Source organism: Cupriavidus sp. FW305-46 (genome assembly GCF_058787075.1).
Map to the genome: position 1 here is coordinate 38949 of NZ_JBYSZI010000028.1, position 25268 is coordinate 64216.

Genomic DNA, 25268 nt, shown 5'->3' on the forward strand with positions numbered 1-25268 from the left:
CTTTACCGCAGCAGGCGGCGCGGGCAGTCGCCGCACAGCGTGAAGGCCGGCAAGCGGTAGCGCAGGCAACACAGCCGGCGCAGCCACAGCGTGGTGGTGGTGCCGTCCTGCGTCACGCGGTGCGCGCGCATCGGCGCATGCAGCGGGTTGTCGCGGCCGTCTGGGCGGGTGCGGGTGTCCATCAGCCAGGCGGCGTCGGCCGCCAGCGTGGCGTCCGTGGCCGGCATGCCCGGCTGCAGCAGGGCGGGCGCGTGGCGCAATACCTCGGCGACGACAGCGCCGGCATTGGCCCACAGCAGGCGCGGCGACGCGCCGCTGGCCGCTGCCAGCGCATCGACCAGCGGCGCCAGCAGATCGTCCAGCAGGGCGCCGTAGCGCTGCTGCGGCGGCGCGCCGGGCAACGTCTGGCCGAAATGTGGCAGCAGCAGCGTCACGGCGCGGCCATGCCGATCGGGCCGGACGGCCGCGTCGCGCAAGGGCAGTACGTGGTGCGCCAGCGCAGCGGCGGCCACCGTGCCGGGCAGCAGCGCGGAGAAGCAATGCCGCGCCCAGACCGAGCCGGCCACGCGCGCATCGTCGCCACCGTAGTGGACGGCCATGGCGTGAAGCGCCTGCCGCAGTGGGGCGCGGCCCGCCGGCGCGGACATGAGCGCGGCGGGCATGACGTCATCGGACGTCGTGGGGCCGATGCGTATGGCCTCGGCGTAGTGACGCAGCGGCTCGGGAAACAGTGCAAGCAGGATCGGTAACGGAAACAAGAGGCAGCCCCGTACGGCGTTGCGGATATGCAGTCAACGCCTTTTCTTGGTTGAAAATGAGAATGATTATCAGGTATATTCGCAATTCGCTTTGTAAAGACAATGTCGCACCCGGGCGCCCCCTTGCCAGTCAGTCGCGGCATGGCCGCGGCTGCGGGGCGATCCTGGCCTTGCCGTTCGCGCGGCAAGGCCGTGCGCGCGGTGGCAGCCAGGCCAGCAATGACTGCCTCGCGGCTCCCGAGGAGACCCAATGACGCAGCCTATGCCCGACCTGACGATCCGCGTGCGCGCCTCGCAAGGCCCCGCGCCGCTGTCGTTCGCGCAGCAGCGCCTGTGGTTCCTGCAGCGCTACGCGCCGGACAGCATCGCGTACAACCTGGTGCGCGCCTGGCGCCTGCAGGGCCCGCTGTCGGCCCCGGCGCTGGAGCACGCGCTGGCGCAGGTGACCGCGCGCCATGCGGTACTGCGTACCCGTTTCTCGACCGGTGACGGCGAGCCCCGGCAGATCGTCGACGACGCGCCGCCGGCCGTGCAATGGATCGACTTGCCCGCAGGCGAGCTCGATGGGCTGCTGCGCCGCGAGTCGGCGCGTGTATTCGACCTGCACGCCGCCGCGCCTTTCCACGTCACCGTCGCCCGGCTGGAGGATGGCGCCCACGTGCTGGTGCTGGCCATGCACCACATCGTCTCGGACGGCTGGTCCAACCCGATCCTGGCGCGCGACCTCGCGCGGGCCTATGGCGCGGCCGCCAATGGCAGCGAGCCGGGCTGGACGCCGCTGCCGGTGCAGTATGCCGACTACGCGGCCTGGCAGCGCGAGCGTCTCGATGGCCCTGCGCTCGATGCCGCGCTGGCACGCTGCGCGGACCGCCTGGGCACTGGCATTCCCGCGCTGGAACTGCCGCTCGATGCCCCGCGCCCGGCGCGGCCGGCAGGCAAGGGCGGGCGCGTCCGCTGGACGCTGTCGGACGACGTGGTGGCAGCGCTGCGCAGCTACTGCGCTGGTGGCACGGGTCGGGGTGGCCGGCTCACGCCGTTCGCCGTGCTGCTGGCCGCATGGCAGGCGCTGCTGGCGCGCTACAGCGGCCAGTCCGACTTTGCCGTGGGCGTGCCCAACGCAGCCCGCACGCATGAAGAGCTGGACGAACTGGTCGGCTGCTTCATCAATACCCAGGTCTATCGCGCTCGGCTGACGCCCGGCCTGAGCGGCCACGCGCTGTGCCAGCAGGTCCGCGACGATGCCCGCGCCGCGCTGGACCACGCCGACCTGCCGTTCGAACTGCTGGTCGACAGGCTGGCGCCGTCGCGCGACCCCAGCCGCACGCCGGTGTTCCAGGCGATGTTCAACCTGCAGATGGGCGAGCCCGCCGCCTTCACGCTGCCCGGCCTGCAGGCGAGCGCACTGCCGGTGCCCGACGACAGCGCCAAGTTCGACGTCACGCTCGACCTGCACGCCAGCGCCACGCGCGTGTCCGCCACGCTGGAATACGACGCCACGCTATTCACCGCGGCCACGGCACAGCGGATGGCGCGGCACTATGAACACCTGCTCGGCGCGATGCTGGCCGCGCCCGAGACACCGCTCGAAGCACTGTCCCTGATGGATGAAAGCGAGCAGGCCCGGACGCTGGCCGACGGCAACGACACCGGCCTCGCACTCGACCCGGCCGACGACGTAGTCGCACGGATCGCGCGCGCCGCCGCGGCCACGCCCGATGCCATCGCGGTGACGGACGGCGAATCGAGCCTGACCTATGCCGGGCTGGAAGCGACCGCCAACCGCATCGCGAACTGGCTGGCCGCGCAGGATGTCGGCGCCGAGGCGCTGGTCGGCGTGTGCCTGCCGCGCACGCCCGCGCTGGTGGCGGTGCTGCTCGGCATCGTGAAGGCGGGCGCCGCCTACCTGCCGGTCGACGCCCACCATCCGCCCGCGCGCAATGCCCACATCCTCGGCCATGCCCGTGCGCGCCTGATCTTGGCGAGCGCCGCTACACGCGCCGAGCTCGGCGACAGCGGCGCGGTGGTGCTGGTCGACGGTGACACGCCGCCCTGGAACACCGCTCCCGATACGCAGCCGGCTGCGCAATGCCATCCGGCACAACTGGCCTACACCCTCTACACCTCCGGCTCGACCGGCACGCCCAAGGGCGTGCAGATTTCGCGCGGCGCGTTTGCCAACTTCCTGCGGGCGATGACGCCGGTGGTGCCGATGGATGGAAGCGACCGGCTGCTGGCGGTGACCACGCTCGGCTTCGATATCGCGGGGCTGGAGCTGTTCCTGCCGCTGGCCAGCGGCGCCCGCGTGGTGATCGCCACGCGCGACGATGCGCGCGACCCGGCGCGGCTGGCGGCGCTGATGTCCGCACACGGCATCACCGTGATGCAGGCCACGCCCGCGACCTGGCAGATGCTGGTGACGCAAGCCTCGCCGGCATGGCAGGGGCTGCGCGTGCTGTGCGGCGGCGAGGCGCTGGGGCGCGAGCTGGCCGCGGCCCTGCTGGCCAGGGGCGCGCAGGTCTGCAACGTCTATGGTCCCACCGAGACCACGGTCTGGTCCGCGGCGCATGCGCTGGCGGGCGAGGGCGCTCTCGCGTGGGCGGTCGCGCCGGTCGGCCTGCCGATCGCCAACAACCAGCTCTACGTGCTGGACGCGCGGCTCGAGCCGGTGCCCCCGGGCGTGGCCGGCGAGCTCTACATCGGCGGCGCCGGGCTGGCGCGCGGCTATGCCGGGGATCCGGCCCGCACCGGCGCGGCCTTCGTGCCCAACCCGTTTGCGCCCGGCACGCCGGGCGCCATGGCGGGCGACCGGCTGTACCGGACCGGCGACCTGGCGCGCAAGCGTGCTGACGGCATCGTCGAGTTCCTCGGCCGGCGCGACCACCAGGTCAAGGTGCGCGGCTTCCGCGTCGAACCGGGCGAGGTCGAGGCGGCGCTGAGCGCGTGCCCGCAGGTGAGCCAGGCAGTCTGTGTGGCCCGGCAGGGTCCCGACGGGATGGCGCGGCTGTGCGCGTATTACGTGGCCGCCACGGCTGGCGATGACTCGGACGACGCCATCCTCGCGCGCTTGCGCGAGCAGTTGCCCGGCTACATGGTGCCGTCCAGCCTGACGCGGCTCGACGCGCTGCCGCTCAACGCCAACGGCAAGGTCGACCGCCAGGCGCTGCCCGAGCCGGCCGCGCCGCGCGCTCCGGCGGCGCTATCGACGCCAACCGAGCACGAACTGGCGGCGCTGTGGTGCGCGGTGCTGGACGTGGCCCAGGCCGGGGCCGACGACGACTTCTTCCTGCTGGGCGGCCATTCGCTGCTGCTGGTGCGGCTGCAGACCCGCATCCGCGAGCAGATGGCCTGCGAACTGGCGCTGCCGGCGCTGTTCGCTGCGCCCGTGCTGCGCGACATGGCCGCGGCGATCGACCAGGCCGGCCGGCGCGATGCCGACGCCGACCTGGCCTTCATGAACGACCTGCTGGAGGCCCTGTGAATCTGTTCCTCTCATTGCGCCGCCGCTTCGGCGGCCTGCTGCTGCTGGCGCTGGCCGCGGGCACCTGCAGCGCGCTCGCCGGCATCGCGCTGATTGCCGAGATCAACCGCATGATCGCCGCGCCGGCGGCGCTCGAAGCGGGGCGCATCGGCGTGCTGCTGGGCCTGCTGGCAGTGCTGTTCGGCTGCGGCTTCGGCTCGCAGGCGCTGCTGACCGCGCTCGGCCACCGCGTGGTGTACGACATGCGCCTGCGCATGCTCAAGCGCGTGCTCGATACCGACGTGGAGCGCCTGGAAGCGATCGGCGGCCCGACCGTCTATGCCACGCTGACCAAGGACATCGCCTCGATCGGCATGGCCTTCAACCGCGTGCCGTTCGTGTTCTACAACGGCGTGCTGGTGCTGGGCGGGCTGCTGTACCTGGGCTGGCTGTCGTGGCAGCTGTTCGTGCTCGGTGCCGCGGTGCTGGGCGCAGGCGTGCTGCTGGCGCAGCGCTGGGTGCTGCGCATGCGCACCCTGATGAAGGCGGTGCGCGACACCGACGACCGGCTCTACGCCGGCTACCAGGGCGCGATTGATGGCCGCTATGAACTGGCGCTCAATGCCTGGCGCAAGCAGAGCTTCTACCAGCGCGACTTCGAGCCCGCCGCGGAATTTGCGCGCGCACATGAGGTGCGCGCCGACCGCTACTGGGTGCTGAGCCTGTCGTTCACCGCGACGCTGATCCTGGGGCTGGCGTGCGCGATCTTTATCGCCGGCGATGCGCTGGGTATTGGGCGCGAGCGCATCACCGCCTTCGTGCTGGTGCTGATGTTCCTGCGCATGCCGCTGAACGACCTGGTCGGCACGCTGCCGATCCTGATGACCGGCAACGTCGCGCTGCGCAAGATCGAGACGCTGCGCCTGGCGCCTTACACGGGGGATTTCGCGCTGCATTCGGCCAATACCGCCGCTGCACCGCCCGCGCCGGGCACGCCGCTGATCACGCTGCAGGACGTGCGCTACGACTATCCAGGCCAGGGCGACGAGCGCGGCTTCCGCCTCGGCCCCGTGTCGCTGACGCTGTCCGCCGGCGAGACCGTCTTTATCGTCGGCGGCAACGGCAGCGGCAAGTCGACGCTGATGAAGCTGCTGGCGGGCCTGTACCAGCCGAGCGCCGGCAGCATAGCGCTCGGCGACAAGCCGGTGAGTACCGCCGAGCTGCCCTGGTATCGCAGCCATTTCGCCACGGTGTTCTCCAACGCCCATCTGTTCGCGCGGCTGGTCGGCCCGGATGGGCGCTTCGACGCCGCGGTGGCCAATGCCTTCCTGAAACGGCTGCACATGGACCACAAGGTCGCCATCCGCGACGAGCTGCTGTCGACCACGCAGCTGTCGCAGGGGCAACGCAAGCGGCTGGCGCTGCTGGCGGCTTATGTCGAGGCGCGCCCGGTGCTGCTGCTCGATGAATGGGCGGCCGACCAGGATCCCGTGTTCCGCGCCTACTTCTATGAATCGCTGCTGCCGGAGCTCAAGCGCAGCGGCAAGACCATTGTCGCGGTCAGCCATGACGACCGCTATTTCCACGTGGCCGACCGCGTGATCCGTGCCGACAGCGGCGTGATCCGCGCCGACAGCGCCACTGACAGCGCGGCCGCCCCCGCCGCGGCCGGCCAGACCGACCATCAGGCCGCCGCATGACGCGCGCCACCAAAGACAGGGAGTCAGTTCACATGCAAAGCAATGCCGCGCCTTTGATGACCCACGCGATCGCGAGCCAGCCCTGGTTGTCCGCGACGATCCCCATGCTGCAGAGCCGCTGGCAAGGCTCCGCGCTGCAGCTAAGCCTGGATGGCACGCCGCTGCAGGCCTGGCAGTTCACGCCCGGCACCCAGCCGCAGCTGGCGCTTGCCGACGCCGAGCCGGCCCACCCGCTGGCGCGCGCCGCCACTTTTGCCGCCTGCGAGGCGGTGCTGGCGCGCGCCCCCGCGACGCAGGCCATCGCGCTGGACCTGCCCGAAGCCATCGCCAACGCAATGCTGCGCGAGGGCAGCGCCACGCGCGCGGCCGGCGGCGAGCTGGTGACGCGCGTCGAGCAGCTCTGGCAACTGCCGGCGCTGTGGCACACCGGCACCTCGGGCCGCGACTATCCGCTGCAATACGCGATGACCCAGGGCCGGCGCCATCCGCTGCGCGCGCCCAAGCCGTCGGGCCAGGTCTATGCACGCCATATCCCGTGGCTCGGCCAGGTGTTCTCGATGCGGGTGGCCGATCTCGATGCCGACCTGGCGTGCTTCCACGGCTGGATGAACGATCCGCGCGTGGCGGCGTTCTGGGAGGAAGAAGGCGATCTGGCAAAGCATCGCGATTACCTGTCGGCGCAGCTGGCCGACCCGCACACCATCCCGCTGATCGGCTGCCTGGACGGCAAGCCGTTCGCGTACTTCGAGGTGTACTGGGCCAAGGAGAACCGCATCGGCCCGTACTACGACGCCGGCGACTTTGACCGCGGCTGGCATGTGCTGATCGGCGACGGCGAGATCCGTGGCAAGGCTTATATCAGCGCCTGGCTGCCGTCGCTGATGCACTACATGTTCCTGGATGACCCGCGCACGCAGCGCATCGTGGGCGAGCCGCGCATCGACCACGTGCAGCAGATCCGCAACCTGGACCGTTCCGGGTTTGCCAAGGTCAAGGCCTTCGACTTCCCGCACAAGCGCGCCATGCTGGTCATGCTGCTGCGCGAACGCTTCTTCGGCGAGCGCCTGTGGGTGCCGCAGGAAGACGGGCAGGCGCAGCTGTCCAGTGCAGAACCGACCGCGCTGGCGGCCTGAGCCAGCCGCGCAAGGAGAGACCATGCTCTATTCCGCTTCCAACTTCGCCGCCCACGGCACCGATGCCGGTGCAGGGCCCGTGCTCGACCTGCTGGGCATCGGCTTCGGCCCTTCCAACCTCGCGCTGGCAGTGGCCCTGCGCGAGATGCTGCCGCAGCAGGCGCCGTTCCGCTTCGGCTTTATCGAGAAGAAGCCGGGCTTCGTCTGGCACGGCAATATGCTGCTCGACAACAGCCGCATGCAGATCTCGTTCCTGAAGGACCTGGTCACGATGCGCAATCCGGCCAGCCGCTATACCTTCATCAACTACCTGCACGAGCGCGAGCGGCTGCTGGACTTCATCAACACCCGCACCTTCTATCCCAGCCGCTACGAGTTCAACGACTACCTGTCCTGGGTGGCGGGCGATTTTGCCGACGCCTGCCACTACGGCGAGGAAGTGGTCTCGGTCGCGCCCGAGCCCGCCGGGGGCAATGGCGAGCTGGCCTGCCTGCGCGTGACCTCGCGCACGGCGCAAGGGGCGCTGACCGAGCGCCGCGCGCGCAACGTGGTGGTCAGCGTCGGCGGCGCGCCCAGCATTCCGGACGCCTTCGTGCCGCTGCGCGGCCAGCCGCGGGTGTTCCATTCGTCCTCGTACCTCGAGTCGCTGGAGCGGCTGGAACGCACCGCGCCCGTGCGGCGCGTGGCAGTGATCGGTTCGGGCCAGAGCGCCGCCGAGATTTTCCTGGACCTGCATGGCCGCGAAGGCGGCATTGCGGTCGACCTGGTCAGCCGTGCGCCGGCGCTCAAGCCGGCCGACGACAGCCCCTTTGTCAACGAGATCTTCAATCCGCGCTATATCGACTACCTGTTCTCGCGGGCAACGACCGAGCGCGAGCAGCTGCTGCGCGAGTTCGGCAACACCAACTACGCAGTGGTCGATACCGACCTGATCGAAGCCATTTACGAGGTGCTGTACCAGCAGAAGGTCACCGGCAAGGTGCGCCACCGGCTCCTGGCCGGAAGCGAGGCCCGCCATGCCGAGGCCGATGCCGACGGCGTGCGGCTGGACATTGCGCGGCGTGACGATGGCGCGCATCAGTTGCAGCGCTATGACGCGGTCATCCTCGCCACGGGCTACCGGCGCGAGCTGCACCAGTCGCTGCTGGCGCCGCTGGCGTCCTACCTGGACGACGCCAAGGGCTTCCAGGCCGACCGCGACTACCGGCTGCAGATGGCGCCGGGCTGCCAGGCGGGCGTATTCCTGCAGGGCTGCTGCGAAGCGACGCACGGCTTGTCGGACACGTTGCTGTCGGTGCTGGCGGTGCGCGCGCAAGAGATTGCGGCCGCCGTACTGGGCAACCGCGCGGGTGTGGCGTGCGCCATGGAGGCCGAGCCGCCTCGCAGCCGCCCCGCGCGCGTCGCGCACGCCGGCACGCACTGAGGTATCGCCCATACAAAGCAACATGAGGACCGGCGGCCGCGACCAGGCGGCCAGCCGGGTCCCACGGCCTGGATTTTCACAACCGAGCAGGGGAGTAAGAAGGCAATGAAACACAGCAACAGACGCGCGACCGAACGCGCGCGGGCAACACGGCATGGCTCCGTGCAGTGCCGCACCGCCATGCGCTGGATCCCGGCCGCTGTTGGCCTGATGGTCAGCGCGTCGGCTTTCGGACAGGAAAACGCGACAGGTTCGGCATCGGCGGCAACGCAGGCAGAGCAGCCGGCCCCCGCGGGCAGAACCGCCCGGCAACCGGAGGCTTCGCTGCCGGCGGTGACAGTCAACGGCGCCCGCGAAAACCCCATCAACCCGCCCACTACCGCTGGCAGCAAGGTGCCGCTGACCGCGCGCGAGGTGCCGCAATCGGTCACCGTGGTCAACGCCGAGCGCATCCGCGAGCAGAACCTGACCACGCTGGAAGACGCGATGATGCAGGCCACCGGCGTGTTCGTCGAGAAGCGTGACCAGGAGCGTTCGATCTATTATTCGCGCGGGCTGGAGATCGACACCTTCATGCTGGACGGCGTGCCGACCAAGTATGACTGGCGCAACACCGTGCAGCCGGACCTGTCGATGATCGAGCGGGTGGAAGTGCTGAAGGGGCCGTCGGGCCTGCTCGCCGGGGCGGGCAAGACCGGCGGCGCGATCAACCTGGTGCGCAAGCGCCCGACGCGAGAAACCCAGGTCGGCGGCGCGCTGTCGGTGGGATCGTGGAACAACTACCGCGCCGAGGTGGATGCCGGTGGCGCGCTCAATGCCGACGGCACGCTGCGCGCGCGCATCACCGGCGCGTTCCAGGACAAGGACTCGTTCATCGACAAGACCAATATGCGCACCAGTGCGCTCTATGGCGTGATCGAGTACGACATCACGCCCAGCACGCTGGTGACGGTCGGCGCGAGCTACCAGGATTCGGAAGGCCGCCAGCCGTGGACGCTGCCCGCTTACTACAACCCGGTCACGCGCCAGGCCAGCCTGCTCGACGTGCCGCGCTCGACTTACCTGGGTGCGGACTGGAACCGCGACCACTTCTATACCACCTCGGCCTTCGCCGAGCTGGAGCACAAGTTCGACAGCGGCTGGCAGGTCAAGGGTGCGCTGCGCTACCTGAACAACCGCCTGAACCGCGAGCAGGCCTATGCCTATACGCCGGTGATCCCGGGCGTGAACACGACCACGCTGTTCGCGGCCAAGCAGACCTACACGCAGGAGCAGACCAGCTTCGACCTCTATGCCAACGGGCCGTTCTCGCTGTTCGGGCGCCGGCACAAGGCGCTGGTCGGCTTCAATTTTTCCGATTCGGAACGGCGCGACCCCCGGTATACCATTTCGCCGTTCTCGCAGGTCGTGAACATCTTCAACCCGCGCAGCGACTTCGCCAAGCCAACCTTCACCCCCAATGGCACAGGCATCACCACCACGACCAGGCAGTACGGCGTCTACGGCGACGCGCGCTTCTCGCTGGCGGATCCGGTGACGCTGGTGCTGGGCGGACGGCTGAGCTGGTGGGACATCAGCGCGCGCCAGTACACGTCGACCACCAGCGTGACTAGGGGCGACGACATCAACGCCAAGTTCACGCCGTTCGCCGGGCTGATCTACGACTTCACCGAGCACTGGTCGGCCTACGCGAGCTATGCCGAGATCTTCCAGCCGCAGGATGAGTACCTGACCGCCAGCGGCAACCTGGTCGATCCGATCAAGGGCAAGCAGTACGAGGTCGGCGTCAAGGGAGAATTTTTCGAGGGCGCGCTGAACACCTCGCTGGCACTGTTCGAGGTACGCGAGACCGGCCGCGCCACGCTTGACAATATCAACACGACCAACCCGAGCAATCCGTTCTTCGTGTCGCAGGGCGAGACCAAGAGCCAGGGCTTCGAGCTGGAAGCCAGCGGCCGCATCACGCCGAGCTGGACCATCTACGCCGGCTATACGTTCAACGTCACGCAGGACCTGCAGAACCGCACCGGCCAGGTCAACACGCCGTTCTCGGCGATTGCGCCCAGGCACCTGTTCAAGCTGTGGACGATGTACCGCCTGCCCGGCGATTTCAACCGCTGGCGCATCGGTGGCGGCATGACCGCGGTCAGCCATGTGCAGAACACCGCGCTGTTCCCCGCGCCGATTGGTGCGGTCACGCTGCGCCGCGGCGGCTATGCGACGTTCGATGCGGCGATCGGCTACGACTTCAACAAGCACGTGTCGGCGGACCTGAACCTGACCAACCTGTTCGACCGCAGCTACTACTCACGGATCAACAACCCGCGCGAAGGCAACATCTGGGGCCAGCCGCGCGCGGCCATGTTCACCGTGCGCATGAAGATGTGAGCGCAGCGGCCTTCGTGGTGGTGCGATGCCATTGCACCACCACGCCGGCCGCGCGTTGCCAAGAATTCCAATGAACGACAGTCCCTCATCCCTGCCATCGCGCCGCGCCTTCCCGCCCGCGCTGGCCATGACTGCCCGCGCGCTGGCCGCGCTGGCGGGCAGCTATGCCTTTGTCTGGGGCATCACCGCCGGCGGCGCCGCGCTCGGCTGGCGCCTGGGCCTGGCCCGCAGCGAGGCCGTGCTCTGGTTTTCGATGCTGGCCTTCCTCCTGTTTCCGATGATGTCGCTGTGGGCGCTGGTCACGCGGCACCTGCTGCGCGTGTGGCTGGTGCTGGTGGCCGGCGCGGCCATCGGTGCCGGCGTGGCGTGGTGGCTGGGGGAGAAGCTGGCATGACGCGACCCGCACGAAATAGCAAGGCCCGCGCACAGAAGGCCGATGCACATGCCGGCGGCCTGCGCCAGGCCATGACCTGGGCGCACACCTGGATTGGCGTACTGCTCGGCGGTGTGCTGATGGTGGCGTTCTTCATGGGCTCGGTGGCGGTGTTCGACCGCGAGGTCGACCGCTGGATGATGCCGGCCACGCGCCTGGGCGCAGCGCCGCCCACGATCGACATCGACACCGTGGTGCCGCGCGCCGTGGCGGCGCTGGCGCGCGGCAAGCCGCTGCGCGAATGGGCGGTCACGCTGCCCGAGCAGCGCACCCCGGTGATGATCGCGCGCGTGCGCCATGCCGCCGCGGGCGGGCAGATCCGCCTGGCCGATCCGCGCAGCGGCGAGCTGCTGCCTGACGTGGGCACTTTGGGCGCGTCGTCGTTCTTCTATCCGCTGCACTACAACCTGCACCTGCGTGCCTGGAACATCGGCTACTGGCTGGTGGGCCTGGCGGCGATGGCGATGCTGGCGGCGATCGTGTCGGGGGTGATCATCCACGTCCGCATCTTCCGCGACTTCTTCACGTTCCGGCCGCGCAAGCAGCTGCAGCGCAGCCTGCTGGACCTGCACAACCTGACCGGCGTGCTGGCGCTGCCGTTCCATGCGGTGATCACGTTCTCCGGGATCTGCATTGTCTACATGATCCTGATGCCGGCCGGCATCAGCGCGTTGTACCAGCAGCCGAACACCTTCTACGACCAGGCCTTGTCCGGCTACTCGCGCCCGCCCGCCGGGGTGGCGGCACCGATGGCCGCGCTGGGGCCGATGGTCGAGACCGCGCGCGCACGCTGGGGCGGGGCGGCGCCGGCCGCGATCCGGGTATGGAACCCCGGCGATGCCAACGCCGTGGTCAAGGTCAGCCGCTCGGTGGGCGACCGCGTCAGCCTGGCCGACGACGCCGCCTACTTCGACGGCGCCACCGGTGCGTTGCTGCATCACGTGCCGTTGCAGCCCGCTGCGACCACGCAGCGCTTCCTGACCGGCATGCACTTCATCGCGTTCGATCACTGGCCGCTGCGCTGGCTGTATTTCCTGGCCGGGCTGGCGGGGTGCGTGCTGATCGCTACCGGGCAGTTGTACTGGCTCGACAAGCGCCATGCGCGCCACGGCGAAAAGGGCGTGCGGCTGGCGGCCGCGGTCACCGCGGGTACCACCACGGGCCTGGTCATCGCCACGCTGGCGATGATGGTGGCCAACCGGCTGCTGCCGATGACGCTGCCGTCGCGCGAGTTTATCGAGGCCGGGCTGTTCTTCCTGGTGTGGCTGGCCACCGCGATCCATGCGCGCGTGGCGATGCGTCCGGGCAGCCGCACGCTGGTGCCATGGCGCCAGCAATGCCTGGCGATCGCCGCGCTGGCTCTGGCGGCGCCGGTGCTCAACGGCCTGAGCACCGGCGACTGGTTGCCGCTGGCGCTGGCGCGCGGCCACCTTGCCGTGGCCGGCGTCGACATCGTGCTGCTGCTGACCGGTGGGCTGGCGCTGGCGTCGGCGCGACGGCTGCGGCGCGTCGACGCGGCACGCCAGGCCCGGACCGCTGCTGCCAGCAGCCAGGCGCTAGAGGAGATGGATCGTGCCAATCACGCTTGAACACTTGCTGCTGCTGGGCCTGGCGCTGTGCGCGTACTGCGCTTTCGTGCTGTTTGCCTGCGCCACGGAGCGGCACTGGACCGAGTTGTCGGGGCAGGGCGCGGACCTGCCCGCCAGTGGCCGGCGGCGGCTGCGCTGCGCGGCCTGGGCGCTGGTGGCGCTTGGCGCCGTGGCCGCGCTGGCGGGCAACCGCACCGGCTTTGGCGTGTTGCTGTGGGCGCTGGCGATGATGGCGGGAGCGTTGGCGGTGTCGTTCACGCTGACCTGGCGGCGTGGCTGGCTGCAGGCGATCGCACGCGGGCTGCTGGCTGTCTTGCGTATCTGAGGCACGTGCCCCGCAAGGGGCTGCTTTTCATATAAAAACGCAATTAACCGCCACAAGTTGCACCCAACCACGACCGCGCACCCGCGTCAGGGCTGGCAGGGCGAGGGGGCGTTCAGCCCCGCCCGCATCATCGGCCTGCGCTGGTATAGCCGCGCCCAGGCGGCGCCAGCAAGCGCCGCAGCCATTGCCGCCAGGCGCTCGCCGCAGGCCCGGCGCCTTGCCGGCAGCGCGTTACGTGCAGCGATGCCGTGGTGACGGCATACAGCTCGATATGGCCGCTGTCGGACAACGTAAAGCTCTCGCTCGCCGTCAGCGCCGTATCCTTCGGGTCGCCGTCGCGGATCAGCCAGAGTTCGCCTTCCGTGCAGCGCACGGCGACGTGTTCGCCGGGGCCCGCCACCAGCCGCAGCGAACTGCGTGCGGGCAGGGTGGCGGTCATGTCATTGCTCACCAGGAACATGATGGTCTCCAGGTTCAGTCGACGGCCAGCCCGTGCAACGCTGGCGGGATTGCCGCGCGCGCTGGGGCTGAGCCGGGCCGGATGAAATCGGCGATGTGCCGGATCACGCCGGGATCCTGCAGGATGCGGCGATGCCCCAGGCCGCTGGTCGTGACCAGTTGCGCGCCGGGCCAGGCGCCGGCGATGGCTGCACCATCTTCCCAGCGCACTTCCTTGTCGTCGCGGTCATGGATCACCAGCGTTGGCGGGACCGGCCGGGTGCGGCCGACGTCGGGCACGTTGAAAGCCGACCATGGCAGTCCCAGCCAGCGCTCGCTCTGGCGCTGCATGCGTGCCAGCACGCCGGGCGTGAAGCCCATTTGCCAGGCCAGCGACGCACACGCGGCGTGCATGTCGGCCGGCGATCCGACCAGCACGGCGGCGCGGGCGGGCAGGCCCTCGCGCAGTGCCAGCGCGGTGGCCGCGCCGCCGAGCGAATGCGCCACCACGGCGTGCACCGGCCCCGCGTGCCAGGCCGCGGCGAGCAGCGAGCGCGACATTTCCAGCACCGAGGTCTGCGCCGCGCCGCGCGCGCCGGCGTCGGAGGCGCCGTGCGAGAGCGCATCGAAGGCCACCACGCGCATGCCGGCGGCCAGCAGGCCCTCGACAACCGCATGCCACTGGCCGGCATGTCCGCCCCAGCCGTGCGCGAGCAGCACCACCGGGCCGGACCTGCCCCAGCGATAGACGCGCACGCGCCGGCTCGGGCCCTGGCCCGTCACCAGCGCCCAGTCGGCGCGCGCACTGTCCAGCTGGCGCCGTGCTGCCGATGTGGCGGCGGCGCGCGGCGGCTTGAACCAGATGTGCTCCAGCGCCCGCGCTGTCGCGCCGGGCCTGACCATGCTGCCCGCCTGCCAGCGCAACCGCTGCCAGCCCTGCAAGGCCCGCTCCACCGCGCCGGACTTGCCGGTGCGCAGCGGCGCATTGCCGGCGCGCGCGGGCAGGGGCGCGGCGGCGGGGGATGAGGAAACCGGGGAAGGAGAAGAGACTGCTTGCGTCACGACCTGCACCTCCAATGGATTCTGGATTGCACGGCATCATCGGCACCGGCCCCGCCGGCGGCTTCGGTGCTGTTGTTACGACCGACCAGTCGTGCTTTTTTTGGTACAAAAAAAGCCCGCCGGAGCGGTTGCTGCCTGCCGGCGGGATAGCGCCGGCGCCAATGTGTGGTTCAGTGGCCGCGGGCGCCTTCGGCGGCACGGGCCACCAGAGCCGCAAATGCGCGCCGCGCCATGGTCTCGGCATCGTCGCGGCCAAGCAGCTTGAACGACTGCTGGAAGGCCATGCCGATACCCGAGAGTTCGAATGCAAATTGCCGCGGGTCAGTATCCGGCCCGAAATGGCCCTCATCGATGGCGTCGCCCACCACGCGCGCAACCGTGCTGTGCCAGTCCTTCAGCGACTGCACCACCAGGTCGCGGATCGAGCCCGGCCGGTCGCGGTATTCCTGGCCCAGCGCCGTGAACAGGCAACGTCCCTGCGTCACCGTGCCGCCCAGCCATTCCAGGTAGCCTTCGAACAGCCCCTGCAGCCGTGGCATGCCGCGCGGCTGGCGCATCGCCGGCCGGATCACGATCTCGCCGAAGCGCTCAACGGCCAGGTCCAGCACTGCCTGCTGCAACACCTCCTTGGACTTGAAGTGTGCATACAGGCCGCTCTTCGACATATTGGTGTCCGCGGCCAGCGTGGCCAGCGACAATTGTTCGAAGCCGACCTTGGCAGCGGTGTCCAGTGCCTGTTCGACGATGGCGTTGCGAGTGAGTTGTCCTTTCTGCATGGCGTGGAGAATAGCACGACCGGTCGGTTTGTCAACGAAACCAGATGCATGGTATTTGCCCCGACTTGCGCACTTGTGTCCGGGAGGCCATAACGTCATATGGATATGCATGTGACGTCAACGCAAACCGCCAAGGCCCGTTAGAGACTGGGCGGTGCAGCGTTGTTGTGCACGATCCGGCTCTTTGATGTTCGGCAATCGGCCGATGTCAGGACGGGATTGCGGACTTCTAAGAAATCTGCACAAAGTGTTTCTGCGGTTACATACGGAACGCTTTGCGTGCTCTATACTCGAATGCACGTCCGCGCACTTTTTTTCACTGGTGACTGGAGACCGACATGAACAGTACAGCCGTGCCAAGAGGCGCTAGCGAACCGTTCCGGCAACTGCGGGCGTTGCGTCGCGCGCGCAAGCTCAAGCAGGAGGACGTCGCCCGTAAAGCGGGGATTTCCCGGGAAGCCTACCTGCGGGCGGAGTCGGGTCAGGCCGATCCCCGCATGTCGACGTTCCTGGCTGCCTGCGAGGCGCTGGGCCTGGAAGTCGTGCTGGCCCCGCAGCATCTTGCTGCAGACGTCAACGCATTCATTGCCAGCCGCAATGGCGGCGTGACGGCAGCTTCGATGGCAGGCCAGCCGGCCGCCGGAAGCACGGCCGCGCCGGCCGCGGCGCCGGCTTCCGGAGGCGGTTTCGGCTCCGGGACCGGAGAGGGCCACAAGCCGGTCTGACCGGCCGCCGCCTGGCCGGCCGCGTTCGCAACGCGCCGGCACCGGCAGCTGGCCTCCAGGCCACCCCATGACAACCGGCGCGGGGCTTTCCGCACCGCGCCGGTTGCTACCGTCCTGAGCGCCGTTCGCGACGCCTGGCGTGGATGACGCCGCAGGCCTGGTTGCCTGCTTCGGCGCTTTCCCGCATTTCCTGGTTTTCCCCCGCTGCGTGAGCAACTGCCGCCGTGCAGGCGTCGACGCGCGCATCCCGGCGCTTCCTGGTTTTTTCCCACTTTTCCCGTTTCCCACCTACAACTGCAATGCAAGCGGCGTCCGGCGCATGCGCCAGCGGTGCCGTTTGACACGTCCGAGCTTGGCTATTACGATATGGTAAATTCATTACGCATTACGTAATTCTTGCCCCGTGCACCACGCAGAGGCGGAATACGGACCGGCAGGCACTCCCAGCAAGAGGCCGCCAGGCGCCAGCGCAGCGCCAAATGGACCGAGACCCAGGAACGCTGACGACACCATGACACTCACGCACACCCAGCTCGCCGAGCACGGCTATATGTCCGGCTTCGCCAATGAATTCGCCACCGAGGCGCTGCCCGGTGCGCTGCCCGTCGGCCAGAACTCGCCCCAGCGCGCGCCCTACGGCCTGTATGCCGAGCAGCTGTCCGGCACGGCCTTCACCGCGCCGCGCGCGCACAACCGGCGCTCGTGGCTGTACCGCATCCGCCCGGCCTCGATGCATACGCCGTTCACGCAGATCGAGCAGTCGCGTTTCCTGAGCCGTTTCGACCAGGTGCCGCCGTCGCCCAACCAGATGCGCTGGAGCCCGCCGGCAATGCCGTCGGTGCCGACCGACTTTGTCGACGGCATCGTCACCATGGCCGGCAATGGCGGCCCCGAGGCCATGACCGGCTGCGGCATCCACCTGTACCTGGCCAACCAGTCGATGCAGGACCGCTTCTTCTACAACGCCGACGGCGAGATGCTGATCGTGCCGCAGCAGGGCCGCCTGCTGATGGTGACCGAGCTGGGCCGGCTGGAAGTGGAGCCGCAGGAGATCGTGGTGATCCCGCGCGGCGTGCGCTTCCGCGTGGAGCTGCCCGACGGCGAGGCGCGCGGCTATATCTGCGAAAACTACGGCGCCTTGTTCCAGCTGCCCGACCTGGGCGTGATCGGCTCCAACGGCCTGGCCAACCCGCGCGACTTCCTGTCGCCGGTTGCCAGCTATGAAGACCGCGAGGGTGATTTCGAGCTGGTGGCCAAGTTCCAGGGCAACCTGTGGCGCGCCGGGATCGGCCACTCGCCGCTGGACGTGGTGGCCTGGCATGGCAACTACACCCCGTACAAGTACGACCTGCGCCGCTTCAATACCATCGGTTCGATCAGCTTCGACCACCCGGATCCGTCGATCTTCCTGGTGCTGCAGTCGCCGTCGGCCACGCCGGGCGTGGACACCATCGACTTCGTCATCTTCGGGCCGCGCTGGCTGGCGATGCAGGACTCGTTCCGCCCGCCCTGGTTTCACCGCAATATCGCCAGCGAGTTCATGGGCCTGATCACCGGCGTCTACGACGCCAAGGCCGAAGGCTTTGCCCCTGGCGGCGCCAGCCTGCACAACTGCATGAGCGGCCACGGCCCGGATGCGGAAACCTTCGAGAAGGCCAGCGCCGCCGATACCTCGAAGCCGCACCGCATCGAGGACACCATGGCCTTCATGTTCGAGACCCCGGGCGTGATCCGCCCGACGCCGTATGCCGCGCAGTCGGCCTCGCTGCAGCAGGACTACTACACCTGCTGGCAGGGCCTGAAGAAGCATTTCAACCCAAAGGTTCGCTAATCCCGGGCGCTTGATCGCCCGCCCGGTTTTCTCCGCTCTCCCGCTTGCGGGAGAGGGGCCGGGGGAGAGGGCAGGCGCTCGTCAAGCATGACGAGTCACGGCACGCGACAAGTGCCACCTAAAATGTTCGGAGTAACCCCATGACCGCCCCCCAAACCAGCTGGATCGCCTCCGCCAACGACGGCCAGACCCATTTCCCGCTGCAGAACCTGCCGTACGGCGTGTTCTCGACCAAGGGCCAGTTCCCGCGCATCGGCGTCGCCATCGGCGACCAGGTGCTCGACCTCGCAGCGCTCGATGAAGCCGGCCTGCTGCCCGCCGCCGCCAAGGGTACGTTCGCCGCAGCCAGCCTGAACCGCTTTATCGCCCTGGGCAAGCCGGTGTGGAGCGAAACCCGCAAGCGCCTGGGCGCGCTGCTGTCCGGCGATGACGCCGCGCTGCGCGACAACGCCGCCCTGCGCGACCAGGCGCTGGTGCCGATGTCGGCCGCAACGCTGCACCTGCCGGTGGAGATCCCGGGCTACACGGACTTCTATTCGTCCAAGGAGCACGCCACCAACGTCGGCCGCATGTTCCGCGACCCGGAAAACGCGCTGCTGCCGAACTGGCTGGAAATCCCCATCGGCTACAACGGCCGTGCCAGCTCGGTGGTGGTGAGCGGCACGCCGCTGCATCGTCCCAACGGCCAGATCAAGCTGCCGAACGAGGCACGCCCGATCTTCAGCGCCTGCCGCAAGCTGGACTTTGAACTGGAGATGGGCTTTATCGTCGGCAAGGAATCGGCGCTGGGCGAGCCCGTCAGCACCGCCGATGCGCCGGCGCATATGTTCGGCATGGTGCTGCTCAATGACTGGAGCGCGCGCGATATCCAGCAGTGGGAATACGTGCCGCTGGGGCCGTTCAACAGCAAGGGCTTCGGCACCTCGATCTCGCCGTGGGTGGTGACCATGGAAGCGCTCGAGCCGTTCCGCCGCGACAACCCCGAGCAGTCGCCGCAGCCGCTGCCGTACCTGCAGCAGCAGGACAAGAATGCCTACGACATCGCCCTCGAAGTCGCGCTGCAGCCGCAGGGCGCAGCGGCACCCAGCACCATCTGCCGCACCAACTTCAAGGCGATGTACTGGACCATGGCGCAGCAACTGGCCCACCACACGGTGTCGGGCTGCAATGTGCGCGTGGGCGACCTGATGGGCTCGGGCACGATCAGCGGCACGACGCCGGACTCCTACGGCAGCCTGCTGGAAATGACCCGCAACGGCGCCGAGCCGGTGACGCTGGCCGACGGCAGCCGCCGAGCCTTCCTGGAGGATGGCGACGACGTGATCATGACCGGCTACTGCCAGGGCGAAGGCTATCGCGTCGGCTTCGGCGCGGTGTCGGGCAAGATCCTGCCGGCGCGCTGAAGCGCTTCAGCCGGCGCTGTGGTTGGCGCTTTGGCCAACTGCGGCGGCATCCAGGATGACCGCCGCGCGGCCTGACAGCAGTGCCTGGCCCGCGGCGCTGACAGTGAAGGCATACAGCACGCTGTTGCCTTCACCGCTGATGCGTTGCGCTTCAACCTGCAGCGGCGCGTCGATATCGTCGAGCCGCTCCACATGCAGCACCAGCTTGCGCACGCTGGCCAGGTAGCCCGAGCGCGGGCGCTGTGCGCCCATTCCTGATTCCGCTTCCGCCAGCAATGCGCCGTGCACGGCCATTGCCTGTGCCGCGTATTCAATCCCGCTGACCGCGGCCAGCCGGCCCTGCGCGCGCAGCGGGTTGTCCGCGCGCGTATGCGTGGCGGACGTGCAGCGAACCGATGCCGCATCCCAGGCCAGCACGCCGTCGAGCAGGCACATCGTGCCCTGGTGCGGAATGCGTGCCGCGATCCAGTCGCGGTCTTTCAGCAGCTCAGCCATCCGCCTGGCCGCCGAGGCTTTCCACCTCGGCTGCAAGCTGCAGCGTATCCAGGTAGTCGAGCACCACGGTGGTGGCCTCGCCGCGGGCGATGGCCGCCAGCAGCGGCAGCATGCGTGCGGCCGGCGCCGACGTGCGCAGAGCTTCCAGCGCGGCGTCCGGCATCACCGTGGCGGGGGCCTGCTTCAGCGCCACGCCGATGCGCGCGAGCGAACGCGCGGTCTGCCGCGGCGTGACCAGCAGGGCCACGCCGAAGGGATCGGGGATCGGGCGGTGGCTGTGCAGCGGCTCGGGATAGCCGGTGTCATAAGCGATCAGCAGGCAGGGCTCGGCATCGGCGGCGGCCTGCAGCACGCATTCGAGCAAGCCTGCGCTGCCACTGCCATCCATGGCGCACAGCACATTGGAGGTGCGCATCGCGCCTGCGGCGATCGACCAGTAGCCGGCGGTAGCGTTGTGCACGGAGTTGTGGAAGCGCGTGGGCGACATCAGCGGCTCGGGCTCGGCCAGCGCTTCGCAGATCGCATGGAAGTTGAAGCCGTCGCTGCTGGACGAGGCAAAGATCGTCGGCAGCTGCGCGGCTTCGCAGTCGCTTGCGGCGACGGCCTGCTGGCCGACACCAAGCGCCAGCCGTACGGTCGGGCCGGTGCGGCGGCGCTCGGCCGGCGGCAGGCCCGCGGGTGGCGGCAGTTCGGTGGGCGCGTGCGCATACGGCACGCGGCCGGCAAGGACTTCGCTGGCCTGCTGCCAGCCGGTCAGGCCGGGGCCGAGCAGGCCGATGCTTTCGATATACACGTGCTGCGGCATGGCGATGCTCAGTGGGAAGCTGCGTCCGCGCGGGCGAACAGCAGGCTGCAGTTGGATCCGCCGAAGCCGAAGGCATTGGTCATCGCATAGCGCAGCGGTGCCTCGCGGTTGGCGAGCTGGTAGTTCACGTCCAGCGCCGGATCCACCTGCGTGGTGTTGATGCCGCCGGGCACCAGGCCGTGGCGCAGCGCCAGCGCGCAAATGACGGCTTCGAGCGCGCCGGCGGCGCCCAGCGCATGCCCGGTGGCGCCCTTGGTGGAACTGCACGGCGTGCCGGGCAGCACCGCGGCCATGGCCATCGCCTCGGCCGCGTCGTTGCTGCGCGTGGCGGTGCCATGCAGGTTGACGTAGCCGACCTGTGCCGGCGCGACTCCAGCGCTGGCCAGTGCCTGCTCCAGCGCTAGGCGCGCGCCCAGCCCATCGGGGTGCGGGGTCGACATATGGTGCGCATCGCTCGATTCGCCGATCCCGGCCAGCAGGATGGCATCGCCTTGCGCGGTGCCGGCCACGCGCTCGAGCAGGCCGAATGCCGCCCCCTCGCCGATCGAGATGCCATTGCGCGCCACGTCATAGGGCCGGCACGGCTGGTCGGACAACAGCTCCAGCGAATTGAAGCCGTACAGCGTGGTGTGGCACAGCGAATCGACGCCGCCGACCACGGCCACATCGATCAGCCCTGCCTCCAGCATGCGCCGTGCCGAACTGAACACCTTGGCGCCGGATGAACAGGCCGAGGACACCGCAGCCGCCGGACCGGCCAGCCCCAGGTATTGGCGCAGGAAGGCGGGCAGCGAGTAGGGGTTGTGGGTGGTGGCGTAATGGAAGCCCGGCGGCAGCGCGCCGCTGGCAGGATCGCGCTGGCGATAGGCCAGTTCCGTCTGCAGCACGCCCGCGGTGCTGGTGCCCAGGAAGACGCCGACCCGGTGGGCGCCGTAGCGCGCCGCCGCTTCGCGCACGCGCGCGGCAAAGCCGTCCTGCTCCAGCGCCAGTTGCGCCAGCCGGTTGTTGCGGCAGTCGAATTCGGCCAGTGCGGGCGGCAGTGCCACGGTGTCCAGGCCGGGGACTTCGCCGACGAAGGTATCGAGCTCGACACCGCCGAAGCGGCAGGGCGCCAGGCCGCCGCGCTGCGCACGCAGTGCCGACAGGGTGGCGTCTACACCGGCGCCCAGGCAGCTGGTGGCCGTGAAATGCGAGAACAGGAGCGGGGACACGGCTTCGGGGGAACGAATGGAAGGAATCTCGGAAGGCTGTGCCAATTGTAACAAGCCGCCGCTCACTCAGGCTGTCGGCACGGCCGCGCGCAGCGTGACGCAGCGCAGGCCGGCGCGTTCGATGGCAGCGAGCAGGCCCGGCAGCACGGTGGTGCAATGTGCATTGCCGGCGGCATCGGTGCCGGGATTGCCGTCGTGCAGCAGCAGGATGTCGCGCCCGGCGAGCTTGCCGGTGAGGCGCTGCGCCACGCGCCCCGCCTGGTCGCCGCAGCGGGTATCGAAGCCGCGCCGGGTCCAGGCCGCAAGCTGAAGCCCGAGCCGGCACAGCACCGGCTCAAGGAAGGGATTGCGTAGCCCCGCTGGCGCGCGGAAGAAGCGCGGCGCCTGGCCGGTGAGGTCGGTCAGCACCTGTTGCGCGGCACCGATGTCGCGCAGCATGCGCCCGGGACCGAACACCGAGAAGTGCAGCCGGTGGTACATGCTGTGGTTTTCCACGGCGTGGCCGCGGCGGACGATCTCGCGCACCAGTTCCGGATGCGCCGCGGCGCGCGCGCCGACGCAGAAGAAGGTCGCGCGCGCGCCGTGCTGGTCCATCATGTCGAGCACGCGCGGCGTCAACGCCGGGTTGGGGCCGTCGTCGAACGTCAGAGCCACGCAATCATCGGCAGAGGGCGGCAGGCGCAGCAGGTTGGGGCCAAGCCAGTGGCTGCGCGGCCACAGGCCGGCGGCGCACATTGCCGCATGGGCGGCGCCAACGCCGGCCAGCGCCATGCCCATGGCCTCAGGGTGCGCCAGCATTGCGCCGGCGGCACCCAGGTGCACGGCGGCGGCGCCGTAAAGCAGCGGGGTGGGGCGCCAGGGGCGGCTGTAAGAGGTGCCGCGCAAGGCTACGCGCGGTGCGGGATACGAATTCATGTTGCACTCTTGGCTGTGTCTGGCGCCGAACGGCGCGCCAGTATCGCCGAAAACCACAGGGCCAGCACGGCCCCCGGACCTACCGTCAGGCCGAAGGCCTTGAGCAGCGGCAGGCTCGACAGCGCCAGCAGGCCGAAGGCGGCCACCGTGGTCAGGTTGGCCAGCAGCAGCGATACCAGTGTATGCGGTGAAGCGCCCGCCACCTGGCTGCCCGCCGCGGGGCCGTTGAAGAATAGCGCGTAATTGGAACCCACGGCCATCAGCAGCAGCAGGCCCACCAGGTGCAGCAGCGTCAGCGGCTGGCCGAGCGCTGCCAGCCCGCCCAGCACCACCAGCGCCGCCGCGGCCAGCGGCAGCACCGTGGCCACGACGCGCCGTGCCGAGCGCAGCGCCACGGCCAGCAGCACGATGATCGCCAGCAGGCCGGCCAGCGACAGCAGCAAGGCCTCGCGCAGGTAGCCGGTGTAGAGGCGGTCGGATTCGCCCTTGAGGTCGACGAACAGCGTGTCAGCGACGCCGGCCCGCGCGACCGCGGCCCGCACTGCGCTGGTGTCGATGCCGTCGGCCGCGCCGGTACTTTGTTGGGCCGGTGCGCGCAGCGGCAGCGTGGCGCTCCAGCGCCCGTCGCGCTGCGCCAGCAACGCATCGACAGCCAGCGCCATGGAGGTGCCGCGCAAGTCCTCGCGCCGCAGCAGCGCACCGGTGCGCGCCGCCTCGGCCTGCGCCAGGAAAGGCGCGAACAGTGACGCGCGCACCGGCTGCGTGGCGATGGCGGCGCCCAGTCGCTGCGCCAGCTCGTCGGGCGGCGGCAGGCTGGCCTGGCGCTCGCGCTGGGTTGCCGCGCTGGGCAGGTAGCGCGCCGGGCTCTCGTAGCCGCCGATGAAATTCTGCGCCACCAGCGGGTCCAGTTCACGGGCCACGCGCTCCGCGCCCTGCAGCACGGATTCCTGGTCCGGCCCGGACAGCACCACCAGGTAGCGCACGTCGGGCGCGCCAAGATCCTCGCGCAACCTGGTATCGAGGGCCTGGTCGCTGGCCGACACCGGGCTCAGCGCCTGCAGCTCGCGGCCCCACAGCGTGCCGCGGTGCATGGCCAGCACCGTGCCGGCTGCCACCACCAGCGCGAGCACCAGCCAGCGCAGCCGGTGCGCGCGCGCCGCCAGCCACTGCAGCCGGCGGCCCAGCGGCGCCACGTCGCGCAGGTGCAGCGTGGCCGGCACCAGCTGCGGCAGCACGAAGCGCGTCACCAGTGCCGCGGTCGCCAGCCCGGCAATCGAATACAGCCCCAGCTGCGCCAGCCCCGGAAAGCCCGACAGCAGCAGCGAGGCAAAGCCGCAGACCGAGGTCAGCACGCCCAGGCGCACCGTCGGCCAGAAGCCGCCCAGCCAGGCGCGCTCGTCGCGCCGGCCGTCGCGCGTGTACTGCGCGGACTGTACGAACAGGTAGATCGAATAGTCGACCGCCTCGCCGATCAGCGTGGTGCCGAAGCCCAGCGTCAGTCCGTGCACCGAGCCGCCGAAGCCCAGGCTGACCGCGGCAATGCCCGCCAGCGCGCCGCTCAGTACCGGCACCAGCCCCAGCACCAGCAGCGGCACCGAGCGGTAGACCAGCAGCAGCAGCGTGACGATGATGGCCACGCCGATGGTCGACAGGCGCTCCACATCATGGCGGATGGTGTCGCGTGCATTGACGGAAAACACGCCCGGCCCGGTCATCGCCAGCTGGTACTTGCCAGCCGTCGCAGCCTTGGCAAACGCCTCGCGCACGGCCCCGATGGCTTGTGCCTGCGCATCCGTGTCAGACCCCGCGGCGGCGGTCTGCGCCAGCAGCACCGCGCGCTTGCCGTCGCGCGACGCCCAGGCGCCGGCGTGCATGGGCACGCGCTGCCCGGCATCCAGCTGTGCCAGCATCGCGGCCACTTCGCCGGTGGGATCGCGCGGCAGCAGCGACTTGGTGAAGAGCCCGGCGGACGAGGCCAGCAGCTCGAACGATTCATTCAGCGCCTGCGCCAGGCCGCGTTCACTGAAGCGCTCCGGCGTGACCGCGGGGCTGAGCAGGTAGCGGTGCGCAAACACGTATTGGCGGTCTGCATCCTGGTTGACCGGCTCGCCGTTCTGGATCGCCGTGAAGCGCGGGTCGCCGCGCAGCTGCGCCGCCATGGCACGCGATACCGCGGCCCGGCCATCGGCATCGCCGCCTTCGATCCCGACCAGGACCAGGCGCGATACCAGCCCGTCGCGCAGCTGGTTCACCAGCAATTGCTGCTCGGCGCTGGGCAGCCGCGGCAGGAAGGCCGAGAGGTCGGCCGTGAAGGTGGTGCGGCTGATCACAGCCGCGCAGGCAAGTATGGCGAAGATCCACAGCGCCAGCGCGAGCCGGCGCATCGCCGGGCGCATCGTTG

General features: G+C 69.6%; 20 protein-coding genes. 11 read left to right on the forward strand and 9 right to left on the reverse strand.

Annotated elements, in window-relative coordinates; all coding sequences use genetic code 11:
- Nucleotides 1-2: 2 nt before the first annotated feature.
- The gene (gene fhuF, locus AC3WON_RS15435) at nt 3-599 is read right to left on the reverse strand and encodes a siderophore-iron reductase FhuF (RefSeq protein ID WP_492352179.1); all 597 of its coding nucleotides are present in this window, start codon (nt 597-599) and stop codon (nt 3-5) included.
- Nucleotides 600-1008: 409 nt separating this feature from the next.
- Between fhuF and AC3WON_RS15440 the strand changes: the two genes are divergently transcribed.
- The 8 genes from AC3WON_RS15440 to AC3WON_RS15475 all read left to right on the forward strand — a co-directional run bounded on the left by AC3WON_RS15440 (nt 1009) and on the right by AC3WON_RS15475 (nt 13206).
- Complete coding sequence (locus tag AC3WON_RS15440; RefSeq protein WP_492352180.1) at nt 1009-4236, forward strand: amino acid adenylation domain-containing protein; 3228 nt, start codon at nt 1009-1011, stop codon at nt 4234-4236.
- Nucleotides 4233-5915: a cyclic peptide export ABC transporter gene (locus AC3WON_RS15445; protein WP_492319576.1), complete on the forward strand. Its 1683-nt coding sequence runs from the start codon at nt 4233-4235 to the stop codon at nt 5913-5915. The genes AC3WON_RS15440 and AC3WON_RS15445 overlap by 4 nt, the downstream gene beginning before the upstream one ends.
- A gap of 32 nt (nt 5916-5947) precedes the next feature.
- Complete coding sequence (locus tag AC3WON_RS15450) at nt 5948-7048, forward strand: GNAT family N-acetyltransferase (protein ID WP_492352181.1); 1101 nt, start codon at nt 5948-5950, stop codon at nt 7046-7048.
- Between the two features lie 22 nt (nt 7049-7070).
- Complete coding sequence (locus tag AC3WON_RS15455) at nt 7071-8471, forward strand: lysine N(6)-hydroxylase/L-ornithine N(5)-oxygenase family protein (RefSeq protein ID WP_492352182.1); 1401 nt, start codon at nt 7071-7073, stop codon at nt 8469-8471.
- 333 nt (nt 8472-8804) lie between these two features.
- Nucleotides 8805-10859, forward strand: a complete 2055-nt coding sequence (locus tag AC3WON_RS15460) for a TonB-dependent siderophore receptor (protein WP_492352183.1) — start codon at nt 8805-8807, stop codon at nt 10857-10859.
- A 70-nt stretch (nt 10860-10929) separates the two neighbouring features.
- Nucleotides 10930-11253, forward strand: a complete 324-nt coding sequence (locus AC3WON_RS15465) for an iron uptake protein (RefSeq protein ID WP_492319580.1) — start codon at nt 10930-10932, stop codon at nt 11251-11253.
- The gene (locus AC3WON_RS15470; protein ID WP_492352184.1) at nt 11250-12881 is read left to right on the forward strand and encodes a PepSY-associated TM helix domain-containing protein; all 1632 of its coding nucleotides are present in this window, start codon (nt 11250-11252) and stop codon (nt 12879-12881) included. The genes AC3WON_RS15465 and AC3WON_RS15470 overlap by 4 nt, the downstream gene beginning before the upstream one ends.
- Nucleotides 12865-13206, forward strand: a complete 342-nt coding sequence (locus AC3WON_RS15475; RefSeq protein ID WP_492319582.1) for a DUF3325 domain-containing protein — start codon at nt 12865-12867, stop codon at nt 13204-13206. The genes AC3WON_RS15470 and AC3WON_RS15475 overlap by 17 nt, the downstream gene beginning before the upstream one ends.
- Nucleotides 13207-13333: 127 nt before the next feature.
- Here AC3WON_RS15475 and AC3WON_RS15480 read toward each other — a convergent pair whose 3' ends face one another.
- From AC3WON_RS15480 to AC3WON_RS15490, 3 genes are all read right to left on the reverse strand, one after another.
- Nucleotides 13334-13666, reverse strand: coding sequence for a DUF2917 domain-containing protein (locus tag AC3WON_RS15480; protein ID WP_492352185.1), 333 nt, complete (start codon nt 13664-13666; stop codon nt 13334-13336).
- Nucleotides 13667-13680: 14 nt separating this feature from the next.
- Complete coding sequence (locus AC3WON_RS15485; protein ID WP_492319583.1) at nt 13681-14706, reverse strand: alpha/beta fold hydrolase; 1026 nt, start codon at nt 14704-14706, stop codon at nt 13681-13683.
- Nucleotides 14707-14876: 170 nt separating this feature from the next.
- Nucleotides 14877-15482 carry a TetR/AcrR family transcriptional regulator gene (locus AC3WON_RS15490; RefSeq protein ID WP_041688140.1) on the reverse strand — a complete coding sequence of 202 codons (606 nt, stop codon included), beginning with the start codon at nt 15480-15482 and terminating at the stop codon, nt 14877-14879.
- A gap of 338 nt (nt 15483-15820) precedes the next feature.
- Between AC3WON_RS15490 and AC3WON_RS15495 the strand changes: the two genes are divergently transcribed.
- From AC3WON_RS15495 to fahA, 3 genes are all read left to right on the forward strand, one after another.
- Complete coding sequence (locus tag AC3WON_RS15495; protein WP_011617393.1) at nt 15821-16207, forward strand: helix-turn-helix domain-containing protein; 387 nt, start codon at nt 15821-15823, stop codon at nt 16205-16207.
- Between the two features lie 511 nt (nt 16208-16718).
- Nucleotides 16719-18038, forward strand: a complete 1320-nt coding sequence (hmgA, locus tag AC3WON_RS15500; RefSeq protein WP_492319584.1) for a homogentisate 1,2-dioxygenase — start codon at nt 16719-16721, stop codon at nt 18036-18038.
- Nucleotides 18039-18178: 140 nt separating this feature from the next.
- The gene (gene fahA, locus AC3WON_RS15505) at nt 18179-19441 is read left to right on the forward strand and encodes a fumarylacetoacetase (RefSeq protein WP_492319585.1); all 1263 of its coding nucleotides are present in this window, start codon (nt 18179-18181) and stop codon (nt 19439-19441) included.
- A gap of 6 nt (nt 19442-19447) precedes the next feature.
- On the opposite strand, the gene AC3WON_RS15510 is transcribed toward fahA, so the two are convergent.
- The 5 genes from AC3WON_RS15510 to AC3WON_RS15530 all read right to left on the reverse strand — a co-directional run bounded on the left by AC3WON_RS15510 (nt 19448) and on the right by AC3WON_RS15530 (nt 25263).
- Nucleotides 19448-19936: a hotdog family protein gene (locus AC3WON_RS15510; protein ID WP_492319586.1), complete on the reverse strand. Its 489-nt coding sequence runs from the start codon at nt 19934-19936 to the stop codon at nt 19448-19450.
- Complete coding sequence (locus AC3WON_RS15515; protein WP_492319587.1) at nt 19929-20741, reverse strand: beta-ketoacyl synthase chain length factor; 813 nt, start codon at nt 20739-20741, stop codon at nt 19929-19931. The genes AC3WON_RS15510 and AC3WON_RS15515 overlap by 8 nt, the downstream gene beginning before the upstream one ends.
- 8 nt (nt 20742-20749) lie before the next feature.
- On the reverse strand, nt 20750-21952 hold the full coding sequence (locus AC3WON_RS15520) for a beta-ketoacyl-[acyl-carrier-protein] synthase family protein (RefSeq protein ID WP_492319588.1): 1203 nt from the start codon (nt 21950-21952) through the stop codon (nt 20750-20752).
- 66 nt (nt 21953-22018) lie between these two features.
- Nucleotides 22019-22867: a polysaccharide deacetylase family protein gene (locus AC3WON_RS15525; RefSeq protein ID WP_492352186.1), complete on the reverse strand. Its 849-nt coding sequence runs from the start codon at nt 22865-22867 to the stop codon at nt 22019-22021.
- Nucleotides 22864-25263 (reverse strand): MMPL family transporter, encoded by a 2400-nt coding sequence (locus AC3WON_RS15530; protein ID WP_492319613.1) that lies wholly within the window; start codon nt 25261-25263, stop codon nt 22864-22866. The genes AC3WON_RS15525 and AC3WON_RS15530 overlap by 4 nt, the downstream gene beginning before the upstream one ends.
- Between the last annotated feature and the right edge of the window lie 5 nt (nt 25264-25268).